This window comes from Herbaspirillum sp. RTI4, from assembly GCF_034313965.1.
Taxonomy (GTDB): domain Bacteria; phylum Pseudomonadota; class Gammaproteobacteria; order Burkholderiales; family Burkholderiaceae_D; genus Herbaspirillum.
This window is the reverse complement of the sequence record NZ_JAVIWQ010000002.1, coordinates 1,552,538-1,571,228: the sequence shown is the minus strand read 5'-3', so window position 1 is coordinate 1,571,228 and position 18,691 is coordinate 1,552,538. Positions and strand designations below refer to the sequence as shown.

Here is an 18,691-nt window from a genome sequence, read left to right as displayed (position 1 = left end):
GGCTATCAGGCGCGTGCCACTCCCAGAAACTGTTTCAGTTCAGGCGTTTGCGGATCGCTGAAAATCGCTTCCGGCGGGCCGATTTCATGCACCTTACCCTGATGCATGAAGACCACGCGGTCGCAGACTTCGCGTGCAAAACGCATTTCATGCGTGACCATGATCAGCGTCATGCCCTCCTCGGCCAGACCGCGCACCACGCTCAACACTTCATTGACCAGTTCAGGATCGAGCGCCGAGGTAATTTCATCGCACAGCAAGGCTTGCGGCTCCATGCACAGCGCTCGGGCGATGGCGACGCGCTGCTGCTGGCCGCCGGAAAGCTGGTCGGGAAAACTGTCGAATTTCTCACCCAGACCGACCCGTTCCAGATTTTTCACAGCCAGTGCGCGGGCATCTTTTTCCGTGACGCCCTTGACCACCATCGGTGAAATCATGACGTTGCGGCCCACACTCAGATGGGGAAATAAATTGAACTGCTGGAAAATCATCCCGACTTTTAAGCGCAGCGTGCGCAGTTCCAGTTCGCTGGTGCCAAGGTAGGCACCGGCAACGCGGATAGCGCCTTCGTCTATGCTTTCCAGTCCGTTGATACAGCGCAGCAGCGTGCTTTTCCCGGAACCGCTTTTACCGATAATGGCAATGACTTCGCCCGGCTCTACATCAAGCCGTATGCCCTTGAGCACCTGGTTAGCGCCGTAGCTTTTCTTGACATCATCAATGGCGATGAGAGGCATTGAATTTCCTTTCTAGAAATTGGCTGTACTTGGACAAAGGCCAGCAGAGCACAAAATAAAAGCATCCGACCACGGCAAACACCGTGAAGGGCATGAAGGTGGCATTGGTAATGACGGTGGCCGCTTTCGATAATTCGACGAAGCCGATAATGGAAGTGAGCGCCGTACCCTTGATGATTTGCACGCCGAAACCGACGGTAGGCGCAATGGCGATACGCAGCGCCTGCGGCAAGAGGATGTAGCGCATTTGCTGCACATAGCCCATGGCCAGCACCGAAGAAGCTTCCCACTGCCCGCGCGGAATCGCTTCGACGCAACCGCGCCAGATTTCAGCGAGGAAAGATGCGCTCCACAAAGTCAGCGCCAGCCCCGCCGCAAACCAGGCAGGCACATCGAAACCGAACAACGCCAGCCCGAAGAACGCCAGAAACAATTGCATCAGCAGCGGCGTTCCCTGAAACACTTCGATATACACCATGGCGGCGCGGCGCAGCAGCGGGCGCTTTGAGGTACGCAGAAACAGCACCAGCAAGCCGATCAGACCGCCGGTCACAAAGGTGATCAGCGACAGCAGGATAGTCCAGCGCCCTGCCAGCAGCAGATTGCGCACGATGTCCCACAAGGAAAAAGTAGTCATGCTGCCCTCCGTGCCGAAATGAAGCGCCGGTCTATCAAGCGCAGCAATTGTCGTAACAGGATCGCCAGTATCAGATACAAAGCGGTCGCTACCAGATACGCTTCGAAGGCGCGGAAATTGCGACCCTGGATGAAGTTAGCCGCGAACGATAATTCCTCGACGGCGATTTGCGAACAGACCGCCGACCCCAGCATCACAATCACAATCTGGCTCGACAGCGCGGGCCAGATTTTTTGCAGCGCCGGACGCAGAATGATGTGACGGAAAACTTGCATGCGCGACATCGATAAACTCTGCGCCGCTTCGATCTGGCCGCGACTCACCGCATTGACGCCGGCGCGGATGATTTCGGTACCGTAGGCCCCGAGGTTAATCACCATCGCCAGGATCGCCGCCTGCATCTCCGTGATTTGCACGCCGATGCTGGGCAGGCCGAAGAAGATGAAAAACAATTGCACCAGAAACGGCGTATTACGGATCAGCTCGACGTAGGCACTCACCAGCGGCCGCAACCAGCGCGGCCCCTGTGTGCGGGCCCAGGCTCCGAAGATGCCTACAGCAACTCCAAGGACGCCGCCGACGGCGATCAGTTCTATCGTCGTCAGCACGCCTTTGACCAGCACGCCGGTGTAGTCGAAGGTGGAAATGAAATCAAATTGATAGGCCATGAGGGACCGTTTCTTGTAATGAGTGCCTGATTAAACTGCGCGTTGCTGTGCAGATATCGCTTACAGATTGGCCGGCAGCGGCAGACCCAACCATTTTTCGATCAGGGTATTGAGGGAGCCGTCTTTTTTCGATTGCGCCAGGATAGCGTTGACCTTGTCCTGCAATTTCTTTTCCTCTTTGTTCAGGCCGATATAGCAAGGCGAGTCCTTGATGAGGAATTTTGTTTCCGGTTTTTTGGGCGGGTTTCTGGCGATGATCGCCGCAGCCACGACGTTGCCGGTAGCGACCAGTTGCACCTGATTCGAAAGGAAGGCGCTGATGGTGCCGTTATTGTCTTCATAGCGCTTGATCGTGGCGCTGGCCGGAACGATTTTGCTCAGTTCCAGATCTTCCACCGAACCGCGGGTAACGCCCACCGTCTTGCCGGCCAGATCCGCAGCGCCGCCGACTTTTTGATCGGCAGGGCCGAACACGCCATTGAAGAAGGGCGCATAGGCCGCGCTGAAATCGATGACTTTTTCGCGCTCAGGATTTTTCCCCAGACTGGAAACCACCAGATCGACTTTTTTGGTTTGCAGATACGGCACGCGGTTGGCGCTGGTGACCGGTATCAGCTCCAGCCGAACTCCCATTTTTTTCGCGACCAGCGCCGCGACGTCGATATCGAGTCCTTGCGGTTTCATCTCGGCGCTCACCGAACCGAAGGGCGGCAGGTCTTGCGGCACAGCGACTCTGAGCACGCCGTTTTTCACGATGTCATCGAGCGTATCGGCGCGAGCGGCGCTTGCGCTGAGCAATAACATGCCGGTCATGAGTCCAAGCAGCAGTTTAGAAATTTTCATGTTGATTCTCCAGGTCGGGAAGGGAGTGGGAAAGCGGCTGCGGGAGCCGGGATAGGGGGGGCGCTGGTGGTGGATCGCACCGGCGCAATGGAAAAGGAAGGAGGTGCTGCCGATACCGGAGCCAGCGCCTGACGCAGCGCATTGAGGGGATCGGTATCGCTCGTACTGTCCTGCTGAAGACCTGCTTCGACGTGCTGCAAATGGTGCAGCATGAGCGCCTCAGCTTGTTCCAGATCGCCGTTTTCGAGCGCAGCGACAATACCAAGATGTTCGCCGCACGATTCTTCGGCCTGCTCCGACGACTGATGCAGCATGGCGGTCAGCGTGGTGCGCGCGGTCAGGTCGCGCAGCATGTCGGATAACAGCGTATTGCCCAGGCACTCGCACAGGAAAACGTGGAAATCGCCGAGCAGGTAACTGCGCGCGCCGACATCGTCACTGGCAATAGCGGCCTGTTCGCGGGCGATGTGTTCCCGCAACCGGGTCACTGCCGATGCCGTCAGCGGAAGCGCCTGGCGCAACAAGCCCATTTCGATCACCCGGCGCGCCTCGAATGCCTGACGCGCTTCGCTGGCCGTGGGTTCGATCACGAACCAGCCGCGCCGGGCGCTGACCGTCACCACGCCGCGTGTCACCAGCCGGGTGAGCGCTTCACGAATCAAGGTGCGACTGACGCCGAACAATTCCGCTAACTGCTGCTCGCCCAGACGCGTACCGGGCGCGAGTTGCCTTGCCAGTATCGATTCCAGAATTCGGAGAGCGATCTGCGCGGAAGACAGGCTGGGAAGAGGATGAGGCTGGGCAGTGTTCATGCCAGCACTATCAGCAATATGCGTGCCAGAATGTACTTCAATCTGATATATCAGATTGAAGTACTGAAGCAATCAGATGTTTAGAGAGAAATGGCGGACTGGGTGACTCGCTGAAAGCCATGATAGTGCGCAGGCCGGCTTCACCAGTTCGGTGCGATTCACCACAAACGGGCAGGAATCGGGAATGCCATGAAAACCAGAGCGAGAGGAAGGAACTAGAGCTTGCCAGCCTCATTGTCGATCCAGCCGCCGCCCAGCGCCTTGTACAGGGACACGGTGGCCTGCAAGCGCTGTAATTTGATCTGCCCCAGCTGAGTTTGCGCATCGGCCAGACTGCGCTGAGTATCGAGCACCGTCATTAAATCCTCGGCACCGTTGCGATAACGGATTTCCGACAGACCGAAAGCGTAGCGGGCCTGTTCCATTTCCTGGGTTTTCAATTGATAGCGCTGTTCCAGACTGGTGATCGCGCCCAGCGCCTTATCGACTTCGAGCAAAGCATTGATGACAGTAGAACGGTAGACCTCGACCAGCTCCTGCTCTTGTTCCTTGGCCAGATCGCGCTGATTTTTCAGCAAGCCGCCATCGAAAATCGGCGCGACAATCGATGCCCCCATATTGGCAAGCAAGGCCGGGCCGTTGAACAGCGCCAGCAAGGCACTGCTCTGCGCGCCGGTTGAACCGGTCAGGTTAATGCGGGGAAACAAGGCGGCGCGGGCCACGGCAACATTGGCGTTCGCTTGCAGCAACAGCGCCTCGGCGCGTCGGACATCGGGTCGGCGTGCCAGCAACTCCGACGGCAAGCCCGGGGCGATGCGCGGCATCAGGATGCCCGCCAGACCGGCTTCCTCCACCTTGAACGCTTGCGGCGGACGGCCCATTAAAATCGCCAGCGTCGCTTGCGCATCGCGCTGCTGCTGGATCAGATCAGGAATTTCCGCGCGCTGACTGGCAACGGCCGAGCGCTGCCGCGCCAGATCCAGCGGCGAGGCGGCACCGGCGCGTTGCTGCGATTCGACCAGCACCAGCACGCGCTCGGTATTGCTCACGTTTTGCCGCGCAATAGTCAGCCGGTCGCGCAGCGACAGCACTTGCAGGAAGGTCGAGACAATGCCGCTGGTAACGGTCAGGTCGACCGTTTCCCGGTCATAGATGTTGGCGCGCAGCGCGGCTTGCGCAGCGCTGACACCGGCCCGGTTGCGCCCCCAGAAATCGACTTCATAACCGATTTGCAGCATGCCGCTGACGGTGGTGTTGGGCACCCCGCTACTCATAGGGAAATCATGACTACCGCTGCCGGCAAACTCGACATTCGGCAGTAGCGGCGCGCCTGAAATACGCGCCTGCACCTGCGCCTGCCGCACCCGCGACATGGCGGCGGCAATTTCGAAATTACTGCTTTGCCCGGCCACGACGAGGCCACTCAGCTCAGTGCTGCCAAATTGCCGCCACCATGATGGGTCAGGCCGAACCGCTCCCTTTTGCTCAACCGCGCCGTCCCAACCGGGCGGCATCGGGACTTCGGGCAAGGTACTTTCCACCACTACCGGCCCGCCGCAAGCGTTCAGCAGTAAAACCAGCAAAGCCAGTGAAGGAACGCGGGCAAGGGTCTTGATCTTCATGGCGCGGCCGCGATCTCGTCACCGGGCTTCAAACCTTCCAGCACCTGTACTTGCTGCGCGTCGCGGATGCCGGTTTTGATTTTGCGTGGAGTCAGTTTGCCGCCCTCTTCCATCACGCGCACCGTTTGCATGCCGGATGAATCGGCCTTGCCGACCATGCCGACCGGAATCGCAATCGCCGCATCGGCGCGCGCCAGCACAAACGAGACTTCGGCGCTCATGCCGCTCATCAATTCGTGCGTGGTGTTGGCGACATCAAACAGGACGGTGTAAAACACCGGCGCGCCTGGCTTGCCTGCCTCCGTATCGGAGAGCGGCAGTATCTGCCGCAGCTTGCCGCTCCAGCGTTTGCCGGGGAAACCGGGGGTAGAAAAATACGCGATCATGCCTTTGCGCAGCCGTGTGACATCGGACTCCGCTACCCGTACTTCCACCGTCATATTGGTCAGATCGGAAATGCGCAGCAAGACGTCGCGATTGGCAGTCACGGCCTGTCCGAGGCGCGCCGGCAAGGTCACCACCGTACCGCTGATCGGTGCGCTGATGCGTGTCTGGCGGCGTATCGTTTCATCTTCCTGCATGGTGGCCTGGGTTTGCTGGATTTGCGCCTGCTTTGCCGCCACCTGCGCCTCGGCGGAAGCCACATTCATGCGACTCGATTCCACCGACTCTTCACGCGTGGCATTGGCGGCCTTCAACTGCATCTGCCGCTGAAACTGCAAGCGGGCAAAATCGAGTTGCGCATTCTGCCCTGCCAGTTCTGCCTTGGCGCGCGCCAGTTGCGCACGATTGCTTTCCTGCCGCCCGGTTTGCTCGGTCGGGGCGATTTCCACCAGCACCTTGCCTGCCTTGACCGTATCGCCGATCGCGACAAATACATTCTTGACCTGCCCGGATACCTGCGCGCCGACATCGACGTAGCTTTGCATCCTTACACGGCCAGAGGCGGTCACGGTTTGCTCGATGTTGCTGCGTTCCACGATGACGGTGGCCGGCTTGACCGGCGCCACTACTGGCGGCGGGCGACGCCACCACAGGGCAACGCCGCCCGCTGCCACGACTACCAATACTGCCAGCGCAAGCACGCTGCCGCGCAGCAAAGCAGAACGGGGAGATGCGGCTTGGGTTTCAGTGTCCATACAATAGGTTCCAGAGTTCCGGGCGGCAAAAAGGTAGAAAAACGATCAGAAAAAACGATTAAAAAGAACGATCAGTTGGCGGCGTCCATTGGTAGAGCCAGGTCTCGGTCAGCGTCTTGCCGTCCAGCGTCATCGTCAGGCGTAAATCCACCGGTGCGGCCGCTGCATCGGGCTTGAGATCGAACATGGCGCGATAGCCATGCAAAGCCTCCAGCGGCTTGGCCGTCACCGATTCGATAGTGCCGCGCGAGGCGGAGACTTGCGCTTGCACCCGGCTGTCGCGGCTCAGTTTGGCCAAGGCACCGCCAGCAAAATCGACGACGAAGCGCCAGGAAAAATAATGCCGCTCAATCTTTACCACGCCTACCGCGCCACCGGCACCGGTGCGGGTGGCGACCACTTTAGCCAGCGCAGACTCGGCCGGCATGCGGACGCCCCAGTACAGTCTGTAGGAAAACAGCATTTCCTGCCCGACCTGCGGCGTTGCCTGCGGAGCCCAGTAGGCGACGATGTTGTCGAAGGTCTCATCGGCGGTTGGAATTTCAAGCAGTTGCACCGATCCCTTGCCCCAGCCGCTTTTGGGCTCCACCCACAGACTGGGGCGGCGGTGATAATAAAAATTGTCGTCCTGATAGTGGTCGAAATCGCGGTCGCGCTGCATCAGTCCGAAGCCTTTCGGCTGCTCATCCTGAAATGCGCTGACATGCACGTCGGTACTCGGATTAACCAGCGGCCGCCATAGCCATTCGCCATTGCCGCGCCACATGGACAAGCCATCCGAATCATGGATTTCAGGACGCCAGTCAGGCGTTCCGTGCCGCTCGTTTTCACCACGCAGGAACATGCTGGTCAGCGGCGCGATGCCCAAGCGTTCAATCGGCTTGCGCGGATAAAGCGCGGCATCCACTTCCATCACCAGCGGTTCGCCGGGTCGGATGTCGAAGCGGTAAGCGCCGCTAATGCTGGGGGAATCGAGCAAGGCATAGACTACCAGGCGGCCGGCATCCGCCGCCGGACGTTCCAGCCAGAAGCGGGTGAAAACGGGAAATTCCTCGGGCTGCGGCATGCCGCAATTGATGGCCAGTCCGCGTGCTGACACGCCGTACTGATATTCGCTGCCAACGGCACGGAAATAGCTCGCACCGAGAAAGGCGACCACATCGGCATCGACACGGCGCGCGATATCTTTTTGCAGATTGAGACGGAAACCGGCAAAACCGAGGTCGCGCGGCAGACGCTCTGCATTGATGCCGCTGCTGCCGTAATCGAACAAGGCCGGATCGTAAATCAGCTCCCGCGCCTGTCCGTTGATCACTTCATCGATCCGTACCGGGTGGGTGAATTGCCGTCCCACATGGAACAACCGGGCCTGAAACGGCAGGTGTTCCTGACGCCACAAAGCGCGATCGTCGCGGTAACGCAGCGCCTGATATCGGTCCCAGCTCAGGTTTTCCAGTTCCGGCAGCGTCTGTTGTGGCGAGGCCTGATACGCGGCAGCCGCCAAGGCGCGGGCCTGACCTTTCAGACTCGCATAGTCGAAGGGGGTCGGCGCACCGCGATGCGGCCATTGCTCGGCCACATCGGCAGCGGCCACATCGGCAGCGGCTAGCAAGCTGGCGCCGGGAAATCCGGCAGCGGTCAGTGCGGCACCGGCTTTGAGAAAATCGCGTCTGTCCATTTTATTTCCTTGCGGCGATGAGCCACGCCGGATGCGCCTGCGAGGTGCTCCAGATTTCCGCGTGCAATTGCGCCAGCAGACCCGGATTATCCAGAATCTGCATTTTCTGATGCGCGCTCAATCCTCCCGGTCCCTGCCGCAGCGCCCGTTTGATCAACACGGCATCGGCCGCCAGACTAGCGACTGGCCGCAGGGGCCGGTGGTGCGCCGTGGCGCAGATCAGCGCGTTGCAAAGCGGGTCCATCACGGCATCGACAAAACCGGGCAGCGCTGTCGAAGCAGCCAGAAAGCGCACTGTTTCCTGCAATTCCAGCGGCGGCTGCTTTTCTTCCGGGATCAGGAACAGTCCCAGACGCCGGAAGGCGCGACCGAAATTCACCCGGCTCGACAAGACCGATACCGGAATCGAGACTGCCAGCGAACCGGCAATCGGCAGCAACCACCACAGATAGCCGGGATTAAGCCAGTAGACGCCAATAGCCCACGCCAGCCCGAACAGGCTCTGCCAGCCATGTCGCTGCACACCCTGGAGCCAGCCGGTCTGGTTGTCGGCACGCGGCGGCGATTTCCAGCCGGCGGTCCAACCCAGCACCGCGCCAGCCACGAAGCGCGTATGGAACATCATCCGCACCGGTGCCAGCAACATGGAAAACACGACTTCCAGCATCAGACTGACGGTCAGCCGCAGCGCGCCGCCATAGCCGACTGCGCCCTTGACGATGACCAGCAAGACGCTGAGTATCTTCGGCAGAAACAGCAAGGTAGCCGTCGCGGTAAAGAGCGCCAGCGCCTTTTCCGGGTGCCATTGCGGCCAGATCGGAAACAGTTGGCGCGGCTCCACGAAATATTGCGGATCGACCAGCGTATGCGCGGCCAGCATCATGGTCGACACGATCAGGAATAGCAGCCAGATCGGAGCCGACAGATAGGCCATCACGCCGGTCACGAACACTGTCCGATGCACCGCGTGCATGCCGCGCACCAGGAACAGCCGGAAATTCATCAGATTGCCCTGACACCAGCGACGGTCGCGACCAAGTTCTTCCAGCAGATTAGGCGGCATTTCTTCGTAACTGCCGTCCAGATCGTAGGCAATCCAGACCGACCAGCCGGCACGCCGCATCAGCGCCGCTTCGACGAAATCGTGGGACATGATCGGCCCCGACAACGACCCCTTGCCGGGCAAGGGCGCCAGCACGCAATGCTCCATGAAAGGTGCCAGACGGATGATGGCGTTATGCCCCCAGAAATGCGATTCGCCCAGTTGCCAGTAATGCAGTCCGGCGGTAAACAAGGGGCCATAGACGCGGGTCGAGAATTGCTGGATGCGCGCATACAGGGTGTCGCGTCCGGCTGCGCGTGGCGCGGTCTGGATGATGCCGGCCGTGGGATGCGCTTCCATCAGGCGTACCAGCGTAGAGAGACACTGGCCGCTCATTACACTATCGGCATCGAGCACGATCATGTAGCGATAATCGCCCCCCCAGCGACGACAGAAATCATCGAGATTGCCGCTCTTGCGCTTGACCCGTCGTCGTCGGTGACGATAGAAAATGCGACCCGCGCCGCCGACGGCTTCGCACAAGGCCGACCAGGCCGACACTTCAGCGGTGCAGATATCGGCGTCGCCGCTGTCGCTGAGAATGAAAAAGTCGAAATGCTCAAGCTGGCCGCTGCGGGCGACCGATTCATAGGTGGCACGCAAACCGGCAAAGACACGTACCGCATCTTCATTGCAAATCGGCATGACGATGGCGGTGCGCGCTTCCGGGGAAATCCATTGCGGGCCGGCAGCTTCGCGCGAGACCAGATATTCGTCACCGCCGCGCATGAGAACCAGAAAGCCCATCATCGCCGTCCAGAAACCGGCCGAGACCCAGCAAAACAGCAAGGCGAAGATGGCCAGTACCATCCGTTCCAGCAGCGGTTCGCCGTGGTAAGGCAAAACCTCACGCATGAAATAGGTGGCCAGTGCCGTTTGCAGCACCATCAGCAGCAGCAGCGCCATGCGCCGCGTGTGGCCGCGTTCTTGCCAGTAACTGACGGGAACAGGGGCGACGGGAGATTCCTGCGCGGCGTTGCGTCTTTCAAGGCGATGGGTGGCGTCGTCCAGCCAGCGCGCCAGCGGATTGAGCTTGCCCCAGGGTTTCGGCACCATCGAGCGGCGGTGAATGACAGGGGTGCTTGGCGTAGCGGTCGATCCGGCAGCGGGTGCCTGCGGCAAACCGAGTTCTTCGGCTTCGGCCGCCAGCCAGCTTTGCAAATCGGCGACGCCGCCGCCTTTTGCACAGAGGCGTTCGGCAAGTTCGATGCGGGCCTGCGGCGATAGCGGCAGACGCTCAAGATAGGCTTCCAGCGCAGCGCCGGTCAGAGGATGCGGCGTCAGTTGGGCGGTAATATATAACTCCAGGTTTCAGATAGGGTAGTGGTGCCGCTGCGCAGGAAAGCGCGCAATTCGACTGGTTTGTTCTCTTCGGTGCGACGCAGGCGCAAGGCCAGCCGGACGCCGCCGGTAACATCGTTGCGCACGACACGGACATCGACCAGCTTGCCGTTGCCGTCAATATCCACGGCGGCGTCGAGTTTGGCGTTGGCCGCCAATTTCTTCAGCGATGCGCCTTCGAAATCGACCTTCAGCGAGAGTATGCCGTCGTCCTTGGTGCGATAGCCGTGGCCGAAGCGAGTCTGCATCACCGACGCCAGCGGTGGCCGGGTGTCTTTTTCTTTTTGCCACAGCAAGCGGTATTCGATGTTGAGCGGCTTGCCCTGCACCGGCATGACGGAGGGAATCCAGTAGGCCACGATGTTGTCGTTGGCTTCGTTAGGCGTAGGGATTTGCACCAGTTCGATCCGGCCCGCGCCCCACTTGCCCTTGGGTTCGACCCAGACGCTCGGGCGGGTTTCAAAACGCGCCGTCAAATCTTCGTAACTGGAAAACTGGCGGTCGCGCTGCATCAGGCCGAAGCCGAGCGGATTAGTCAGCTCGAACGAGGTGGTCAGCAAACGCTTGGGATTGACCAGCGGCCGCCAGATCCATTCGCCGGTGCCGGACTGAATCGAGAGACCGTCGGAGTCGTGGACTTTAGGACGGTAGTCGTCGTCCGGGCCGCTCTGGTTTTCGCCAAAGTAAAACATGCTCGACAGCGGAGCAATGCCGAGCTTGCTGACATTGCTGCGCAAGAACAGTTGCGCCTTGACTTCGATAGCCGTATCCGCACCGGGCTTGAGCACAAAGCGATAAGCACCGGTCGCGCGCGGTGAATCGAGCAGCGCGTAGATCGTCAGCTCTTTATCGTTGGCTCTGGGGCGTTGCAGCCAGAATTCGACAAAGCGCGGGTATTCCTCGCCCGAATACAAGCCGGTATCGATCGCCAGACCACGGGCCGAAGCGCCATAAGACTGGGCCTTGCCAACGCCGCGGAAGTAACTCGCGCCGAGAAACGACATCACATCCTCTTTGCCCTTGCCTTTTGCGCCCAGCGGATAGGCGATACGCAAGCCGGAAAAACCGAGTTTGCCGAATTGCTTGGTATCCAGTTTGTTGTGGCCGTAATCAAACAGCGCGGGACTGAAGCGGATTTCCCGCGAGACCGAACCGCTGATGTCATTGATTTTGACCGGCGCGGTGTATGCAGAGCCGGGGTGAAAGAAACTGACCTCGAACGGCAGTTTTTCGACTTTCCACAAGGCTCTTTCCGGCCGGTAGCGGATATCGCGGTACTGCTCATAACTGATGCTGGCGAGATCCTTGGGAATGCCTTCATCGGGTTTTTGATAGGACTTGCCGGCCAGAGTGCGGGCGCGCTTGGCCACGTCATCCAGGTCAAACGCGCCGGCAGTCGAGGCCTGCAGCAACAACAAGGCGCTCAACGCGCCAAGCAGCAGACGCGGCACACGTGCGCGTGCGACGCAATAAAGGGAGATTGCCGCAGGAAATGCGGGCTTGGGAGAGTCAATTTGAGTCAGCAACGGGGAATTTCCCTCAGGTGTGGAGTGGCATGACGGATGCTTGTTCGACGCCCTGGGCGTCGCGGCTACAGCAAATGGCGCCGACACCATTATAAGGGGTCACGCCGAATCGACGCGCTGCCGTGGAGAAATACGCTCCTGATACGCCCTTCCCCCGGCCATCACCGGCAGGTTCTAGTAATATGACGCCTTCGCCAGCTGCCACCGAGATATCCCTCCATGCCCCTCCCCACCCCAGGTCTGACCCTCATCGTCGCCATCGACGCCGGCAACGGCATCGGCATCCGCAACACGCTGCCGTGGCGTCTGCCGGAAGATCTGGCGCATTTCAAGCGCACCACGCTGGGCCATCCCATCGTCATGGGACGCAAAACCTTCGAATCCATCGGCCGGCCGCTGCCCGGCAGACGCAATATCGTCATCAGCCGCAATCCGCAATGGCGGCATGAAGGCGTTGAAACCGCCGCCTCCATCGACGCGGCCCTCGCCCTGACGGCTGGCGCGACCGCCTTCGTCATCGGTGGCGCAGAAATCTATGCGGCAAGCTTGCCGCGCGCGCAAGGTCTGATCGTCACGCAGATTGAGCGCCGCTTCGAGTGCGACGCTTTTTTCCCCGCCATCGATAGCCAGCAGTGGCAGGAAACAGGCCGCACCGCCCAGCATGATGAAAAAGAGAATCTCGACTACAGTTTTGTGACCTACGAAAGACGTTCTGACGATTCACAATAAGTCGAAATAATTTGTTGTTTTAATCGACAAAACGCCCCATGCCGTGGCATATCTGCGAAAATTCGCCTGCCTGTTTTCAGGATGTGGCGTGAAGCTGCCGCCGCCTTTCTCCCGTTTTTCTTGATCCACCGACGCTCCCTTTCGGCTGCTCCCACCTGCTCTTCGGAGAAACTATGAAATTCCGCTTCCCCATCGTCATCATTGACGAAGATTTCCGTTCCGAAAACACCTCCGGTCTGGGCATTCGCGCCCTCGCCGACGCCATCGCCGAAGAAGGCATGGAAGTACTGGGCGTGACCAGTTACGGCGATCTGTCGCAGTTCGCCCAGCAGCAGTCACGGGCATCGGCCTTCATTCTGTCGATCGACGATGAAGAATTCGGCGCCGGTTCCTTCGAGGAAACCGATCACGCGCTCAAGTCGCTGCGCGCTTTCGTCGAAGAAATCCGCCACAAGAACGCCGACATCCCTATCTATCTGTACGGCGAAACCCGTACTTCGCGCCATATCCCCAACGATATCCTGCGCGAACTGCACGGCTTCATCCACATGTTCGAAGATACGCCGGAGTTTGTGGCGCGCCACATCATCCGCGAAGCGCGCTCTTATCTGGATGGCCTGTCGCCACCGTTTTTCCGCGCGCTGGTGCATTACGCCAACGACGGTTCCTATTCCTGGCATTGTCCCGGTCACTCGGGCGGCGTGGCCTTCCTGAAGTCGCCTATCGGCCAGATGTTCCATCAGTTTTTCGGTGAAAACATGCTGCGCGCCGACGTCTGCAATGCGGTCGAAGAACTCGGCCAGTTGCTCGATCACACCGGCCCGGTCGCCAAATCCGAACGCAACGCGGCGCGCATCTTTAATGCCGACCACTGCTACTTCGTCACCAACGGCACCTCGACCTCGAACAAGATGGTCTGGCATTCGACCGTCGCGCCCGGCGATATCGTCGTGGTTGACCGCAACTGCCACAAATCGATCCTGCATTCGATCATCATGACCGGTGCCATTCCCGTGTTCCTGATGCCGACCCGCAACCATCTGGGCATCATCGGCCCGATTCCGCTCAATGAATTCACGGTCGAAAGCATCCAGCGCAAGATCGAAGCCAATCCCTTCGCCCGTGAAGCGCTGAACAAGAAGCCACGCATCCTGACCATCACCCAATCGACTTACGACGGCATCATCTACAACGTCGAAACGCTGAAGGCCCTGCTCGACGGTGAAATCGACACGCTCCACTTCGACGAAGCCTGGCTGCCGCACGCCACCTTCCACGATTTTTATAAAGACATGCACGCCATCGGCAAGGACCGGCCGCGCGCCAAGAAGTCGATGATTTTTTCCACGCAATCGACGCACAAACTGCTGGCCGGCCTGTCGCAGGCCTCGCAGATTCTGGTGCGCGAATCGGAAAGCGTCAAACTGGACAGAGACGCCTTCAACGAAGCCTATCTGATGCACACCTCGACCTCGCCGCAATATTCCATCATTGCCTCCTGCGACGTTGCCGCAGCGATGATGGAAGCGCCGGGCGGTACCGCGCTGGTGGAAGAAAGCATTCTGGAGGCGATGGACTTCCGTCGCGCCATGCGCAAGATTGACGAAGAATGGGGTCAGGACTGGTGGTTCCAGGTCTGGGGACCGGACGTGCTGGTCGAAGACGGCATCGGCAGCCGCGAAGACTGGGTCATCAAAGCAGAAGATACCTGGCACGGCTTCGGCAATCTGGCACCGAATTTCAACATGCTCGATCCGATCAAGGCCACCATCGTCACGCCCGGCCTGTCGCTGGATGGCAAGTTCGGCGACAGCGGCATCCCGGCTTCGATCGTTACCAAATATCTGGCCGAGCATGGCGTCATTGTCGAAAAATGCGGCCTGTACTCGTTCTTCATCATGTTCACCATCGGCATCACCAAGGGTCGCTGGAACACGTTGCTGACGGCGCTGCAACAGTTCAAGGACGATTACGACAAGAACCAGCCGATCTGGCGCATCCTGCCCGAATTTGCCGCTGGCAATGAAGGCAGGAATACCCGCTACGAGCCGCTGGGTTTACGCGATCTGTCGCAGCAAATCCATGAAACCTACAAGGCCTACGACGTTGCCCGTCTGACCACGGAAATGTATCTGTCCGACATGCAACCGGCGATGAAGCCTTCGGATGCGTTTTCCAAAATGGCCCACCGCGAAATCGAACGCGTGCCGCTCGACGAACTGGAAGGCCGCGTAACCTCGATCCTGCTGACGCCTTATCCACCGGGCATTCCACTGCTGATTCCGGGCGAACGCTTCAACAAGACCATCGTCGATTACCTGAAATTCGCGCGCGATTTCAACGAGAAATTCCCCGGTTTTGAAACCGACGTGCATGGACTGGTCAAACGGGAAGTGGATGGCCGACGCGATTATTTTGTGGATTGCGTGCGGCAGTAAGGCACCGCTTTGCAATGACAAGTGAGAGATTGGGTGGTGAGAAAAACCGGCTTTTTTAAGCCGGTTTTTTTATGCGGAGTCTGATACGAAGAGCAGAAAAGCCTAGCGTTGCAAGTACGTCGCCAGATCTTCCGCCAAGGGCTCGAACGCCAGCAGCATCAACATCAGCGCCAGCGGAATGGTGGAGGAAAATCCGATATGACTGAACCCCAGCGCGCCGACCAGCCCGCCGCTGAAAAACATCGACACCAGAATGATGATCGTGCGCAGTTTGCGCCGGTTGGCGGCGACGTAGTGAGGGTCGCCCCGCACACCAGTGCGATTCCAGTAGAACAGCTTGCCCAATTCGATACCGATGTCGGTCACAACGCCGGTCATATGGGTCGTGCGGATTGAACCGCCGGACATCTTGCTGCTGATCGCATTTTGCAGGCCCATGATGAAGCACAACAGCATCACGGTAATCGAGACGAAGAAGCCGATATGCCGCGCCAGATTACCGCCAGCCAGCCCGAAGCACAGCATCAGCAAGGCTTCCACCATCAGCGGCAGCGCGTATTCGCTCTCCATTTGACGATGCCTGGCCCAGTTAATCAGTATCGATGAACAAGCCGCTCCGGCCACAAAAGACAGAAAAGCCCCGATACCGGCCAGCATCAGCAGAATATCGCCGGCGGCCAGATTGTCGGCCATCGCGGACACGATGCCGCTCATGTGGGAAGTGTATTGACTCACAGCCAGAAAGCCACCGGCATTCGCCGCGCCCGCAATGAAAGCCAGCACAAACCCGAGCTCGCGGTTACCCGCTTCGCTGCGATGTTTGCCGCTTAAACGACGCAAATAAGCAATCAGCACGGCGGTATGCCGCTTACGCGCGTGGCAGTGTGACCCCTTGCTGACCCTGGTATTTTCCGTTGCGATCCTTATAGGAGGTTTCGCAGATTTCGTCGCTTTCGAAAAACAGGACCTGCGCGCATCCTTCGCCTGCATAAATTTTGGCGGGCAGAGGCGTGGTGTTGGAAAACTCCAGCGTGACGTAACCTTCCCATTCCGGTTCGAAGGGCGTCACATTGACGATGATGCCGCAGCGCGCATAAGTCGATTTGCCGAGACAGATGGTCAGCACGCTGCGCGGAATACGGAAATATTCCAGGGTCCGCGCCAGCGCAAACGAGTTGGGAGGGATGATGCAGACATCGCCCTTGAAATCGACAAAGGATTTTTCATCGAAATTCTTGGGATCGACGATGGTGGAATTGATATTGGTGAAAATCTTGAATTCATTGGCGCAGCGGATATCGTATCCGTAGGAAGACGTGCCGTAAGAGACGATCTTGTTGCCATTGCTTTCACGCACCTGCCCCGGTTCGAAGGGCTCGATCATCTGGTGTTCCTGCGCCATGCGGCGTATCCATTTGTCTGATTTGATCGTCATGGTGATGCTTTCCTGGAAATAGTTACGATATGGCGCGATTTTACGCCATATAGCCCCAGACAAAGCGGAGTCGGCCTATCGTTGGCAGTAAAAGATTGCTTGAGAAGATTGGGGTGGAAGCTTGCCTGAGAATATTGCATGAGAATATTGCATGAGAAGCATGGCGAGCCGCCGCCACGCTTTCAGCTCCCCCTCTCCTATTGAAGTAGCGCCGCATTTCTCCGGGAAGCAGCTGATCTGAACCCCTCTTCCAGAATCAGAATTCCTCCCAAGATTCTTTCTCGTCTTTTTTCATGGCCGCCGAACCGGAAGACGAGGCGACAGCGGTCTGTTTCCTGATTGGGGCAGCGGGTTTGCGTGGGGATGCGGCGACTGCCGGTGCAATTTTCGGCGCGAATTTTTTCACTGCGCCAGCAACAGCAATGGCGCTGGAACTGAGCTTGAAAACGCTGACCGTACCGGTCAGCCGCTGCGCCTGATCCTGCAAAGAACCTGCCGCGGCGGCGGCTTCTTCGACCAATGCGGCGTTCTGCTGGGTGACGTCGTCCATCAGAATCACCGCCTGATTGACTTGCTCGATACCGGTGCTTTGCTCGCGGCTCGACGCCGATATCTCACTCACGATATCAGTAACGCGGCGCACACTGGCGACCACTTCCTTCATCGTTTCGCCGGCTTGCTCAACCAGCTTGCTGCCATTGCCGACATTCGCCACCGAGGCATTGATCAGTTCTTTGATTTCCTTAGCTGCCGCAGCAGAACGCTGCGCCAGGCTGCGCACTTCTGAAGCGACTACCGCAAAACCGCGCCCCTGTTCACCGGCCCTCGCCGCTTCGACTGCGGCATTGAGGGCAAGGATATTGGTTTGAAATGCAATGCCGTCGATGACACTGATGATTTCCACGATTTTGTTCGACGAACTGTTGATCTCATTCATGGTGCTGATCACCTGATCCACCACACTGCCACCCCGACTGGCGACTTCCGACGCCGACTCGGCCAGCACATTGGCCTGCAGAGCATTCTCGGCATTTTGCTTGACTGTTGAGGTCAATTCTTCCATGGCGGCTGCAGTTTCTTCCAGTGAGCCGGCCTGTTCTTCGGTTCTGGAGGACAGGTCCAGATTGCCCTGGGCAATTTCGCGGGCGGCAACATCGATTGCCTCCGTACCCTGATGCACTTCGCCGACAATATTGAACAGGCTGTCGTTCATGGCCTTGAGCGCGTGCATCAGCTGCCCGGTCTCGTCTTTGCTGGAAGATTCAATGGTGGTGCTGAGATCGCCTTCGGCAATGCGCTGCGCGGCAGCGACGGCATCATTCAAGGGGCGGGAAATCAAACGCGCCAGCCACAAAGAAAGGAAGAGGGCGAGTGCGGCACAAACGGCGAGCAACACGATGATGCCGGTAATGGCTCGGTCGTAAATGACGCCGGCAGCAGCGTTCGAGTCTTCAGCCCCGGTCTCATTAAGTCCGACCGCCTTCTCGATGGAAGCAATTGCCGCGACATAAGCGGCTGATGAGCCCACATTGACCGCTTGCGCCTCGTCTTTTTTGCCGCCCATCGACAACTCGATGATTTTGTTGTGAGTGACGAGGAAGTTATCGATGCTGGTGGCAATGCCCTGGTAAATATTTTTTTCTTCAGTACGGGTAATCAAGCCCTCGTACGTTTTTTGCAAACGCTGCAAAGTCGCGATCAGCTTAACCGTTCCGTCCCGGTTTTTTCCCATGAGCGCAGGGTCTTGCAACAATATCTGCTGCGCTTCACTGCCGCGAATACGCGCCATCGTGAGCTGTATGCTGGACAAAGTACGGATTGAAGGCAGCCAGTTGACGGCCAGATCGCTGGAGGCGGCATTAACCTTGGAGAGCTGCTGTATTGCGAAAAAACCGAGAGCAAAGACCAACAGAATAACTACGAAAAATGTGGCGATCAGTTTCTTCGCGATTTTTAAGTTGTAGAACCATTTCATTAGATTTTT

15 protein-coding genes and 1 pseudogene are annotated in these 18,691 nt (G+C 58.6%); 2 read left to right on the top strand and 14 right to left on the bottom strand.

The features are described 5' to 3' along the window. Positions 1-5 precede the first annotated feature (5 nt). From RGU70_RS07230 to RGU70_RS07185, 10 genes are all read right to left on the bottom strand, one after another. The gene (locus tag RGU70_RS07230; RefSeq protein WP_322208718.1) at positions 6-737 is read right to left on the bottom strand and encodes an amino acid ABC transporter ATP-binding protein; all 732 of its coding nucleotides are present in this window, start codon (positions 735-737) and stop codon (positions 6-8) included. Continuing rightward, positions 718-1,374 (bottom strand): amino acid ABC transporter permease, encoded by a 657-nt coding sequence (locus RGU70_RS07225; RefSeq protein ID WP_322208716.1) that lies wholly within the window; start codon positions 1,372-1,374, stop codon positions 718-720. Before RGU70_RS07225 ends, RGU70_RS07230 begins: the two co-directional genes overlap by 20 nt. Beyond that, positions 1,371-2,042, bottom strand: coding sequence for an amino acid ABC transporter permease (locus tag RGU70_RS07220; RefSeq protein WP_322208714.1), 672 nt, complete (start codon positions 2,040-2,042; stop codon positions 1,371-1,373). The genes RGU70_RS07225 and RGU70_RS07220 overlap by 4 nt, the downstream gene beginning before the upstream one ends. 60 nt (positions 2,043-2,102) lie before the next feature. Then, positions 2,103-2,885, bottom strand: a complete 783-nt coding sequence (locus RGU70_RS07215; RefSeq protein WP_322208713.1) for a transporter substrate-binding domain-containing protein — start codon at positions 2,883-2,885, stop codon at positions 2,103-2,105. Further along, positions 2,882-3,697, bottom strand: coding sequence for a GntR family transcriptional regulator (locus RGU70_RS07210; protein ID WP_322208712.1), 816 nt, complete (start codon positions 3,695-3,697; stop codon positions 2,882-2,884). Before RGU70_RS07210 ends, RGU70_RS07215 begins: the two co-directional genes overlap by 4 nt. A gap of 215 nt (positions 3,698-3,912) precedes the next feature. Beyond that, entirely contained in the window at positions 3,913-5,319 is a 1,407-nt protein-coding gene (locus RGU70_RS07205) for an efflux transporter outer membrane subunit (RefSeq protein WP_322208711.1), read from the bottom strand. Beyond that, positions 5,316-6,458, bottom strand: a complete 1,143-nt coding sequence (locus RGU70_RS07200; RefSeq protein WP_322208710.1) for an efflux RND transporter periplasmic adaptor subunit — start codon at positions 6,456-6,458, stop codon at positions 5,316-5,318. The genes RGU70_RS07205 and RGU70_RS07200 overlap by 4 nt, the downstream gene beginning before the upstream one ends. A gap of 58 nt (positions 6,459-6,516) precedes the next feature. Next, a complete protein-coding gene (locus tag RGU70_RS07195; RefSeq protein WP_323505490.1) occupies positions 6,517-8,169 on the bottom strand; it encodes a glucan biosynthesis protein D in 1,653 nt (550 codons plus the stop codon). Further along, on the bottom strand, positions 8,138-10,546 hold the full coding sequence (gene mdoH, locus RGU70_RS07190; protein ID WP_322210733.1) for a glucans biosynthesis glucosyltransferase MdoH: 2,409 nt from the start codon (positions 10,544-10,546) through the stop codon (positions 8,138-8,140). The genes RGU70_RS07195 and mdoH overlap by 32 nt, the downstream gene beginning before the upstream one ends. Further along, entirely contained in the window at positions 10,519-12,102 is a 1,584-nt protein-coding gene (locus RGU70_RS07185) for a glucan biosynthesis protein G (RefSeq protein WP_416186554.1), read from the bottom strand. Before RGU70_RS07185 ends, mdoH begins: the two co-directional genes overlap by 28 nt. Before the next feature lie 222 nt (positions 12,103-12,324). Between RGU70_RS07185 and RGU70_RS07180 the strand changes: the two genes are divergently transcribed. Then, positions 12,325-12,834: a dihydrofolate reductase gene (locus tag RGU70_RS07180; protein WP_322208708.1), complete on the top strand. Its 510-nt coding sequence runs from the start codon at positions 12,325-12,327 to the stop codon at positions 12,832-12,834. Here the strand turns inward: RGU70_RS07180 and RGU70_RS07175 are convergent. Next, a complete protein-coding gene (locus RGU70_RS07175) occupies positions 12,826-12,963 on the bottom strand; it encodes a hypothetical protein (RefSeq protein WP_322208707.1) in 138 nt (45 codons plus the stop codon). The two genes, RGU70_RS07180 and RGU70_RS07175, sit on opposite strands and share 9 nt — an antisense overlap. 44 nt (positions 12,964-13,007) lie before the next feature. Between RGU70_RS07175 and RGU70_RS07170 the strand changes: the two genes are divergently transcribed. Next, positions 13,008-15,272, top strand: a complete 2,265-nt coding sequence (locus RGU70_RS07170) for an arginine/lysine/ornithine decarboxylase (RefSeq protein ID WP_322208706.1) — start codon at positions 13,008-13,010, stop codon at positions 15,270-15,272. 105 nt (positions 15,273-15,377) lie between these two features. On the opposite strand, the pseudogene RGU70_RS07165 reads toward RGU70_RS07170, so the two are convergent. The 3 genes and pseudogenes from RGU70_RS07165 to RGU70_RS07155 all read right to left on the bottom strand — a co-directional run. After that, positions 15,378-16,127, bottom strand: a pseudogene (locus RGU70_RS07165) (YoaK family protein); the annotation flags it as partial. 13 nt (positions 16,128-16,140) lie between these two features. Further along, positions 16,141-16,707 carry a dCTP deaminase gene (gene dcd / locus RGU70_RS07160; RefSeq protein ID WP_322208704.1) on the bottom strand — a complete coding sequence of 189 codons (567 nt, stop codon included), beginning with the start codon at positions 16,705-16,707 and terminating at the stop codon, positions 16,141-16,143. Between the two features lie 256 nt (positions 16,708-16,963). Further along, the gene (locus tag RGU70_RS07155) at positions 16,964-18,682 is read right to left on the bottom strand and encodes a methyl-accepting chemotaxis protein (RefSeq protein ID WP_322208703.1); all 1,719 of its coding nucleotides are present in this window, start codon (positions 18,680-18,682) and stop codon (positions 16,964-16,966) included. Positions 18,683-18,691: the final 9 nt, after the last annotated feature.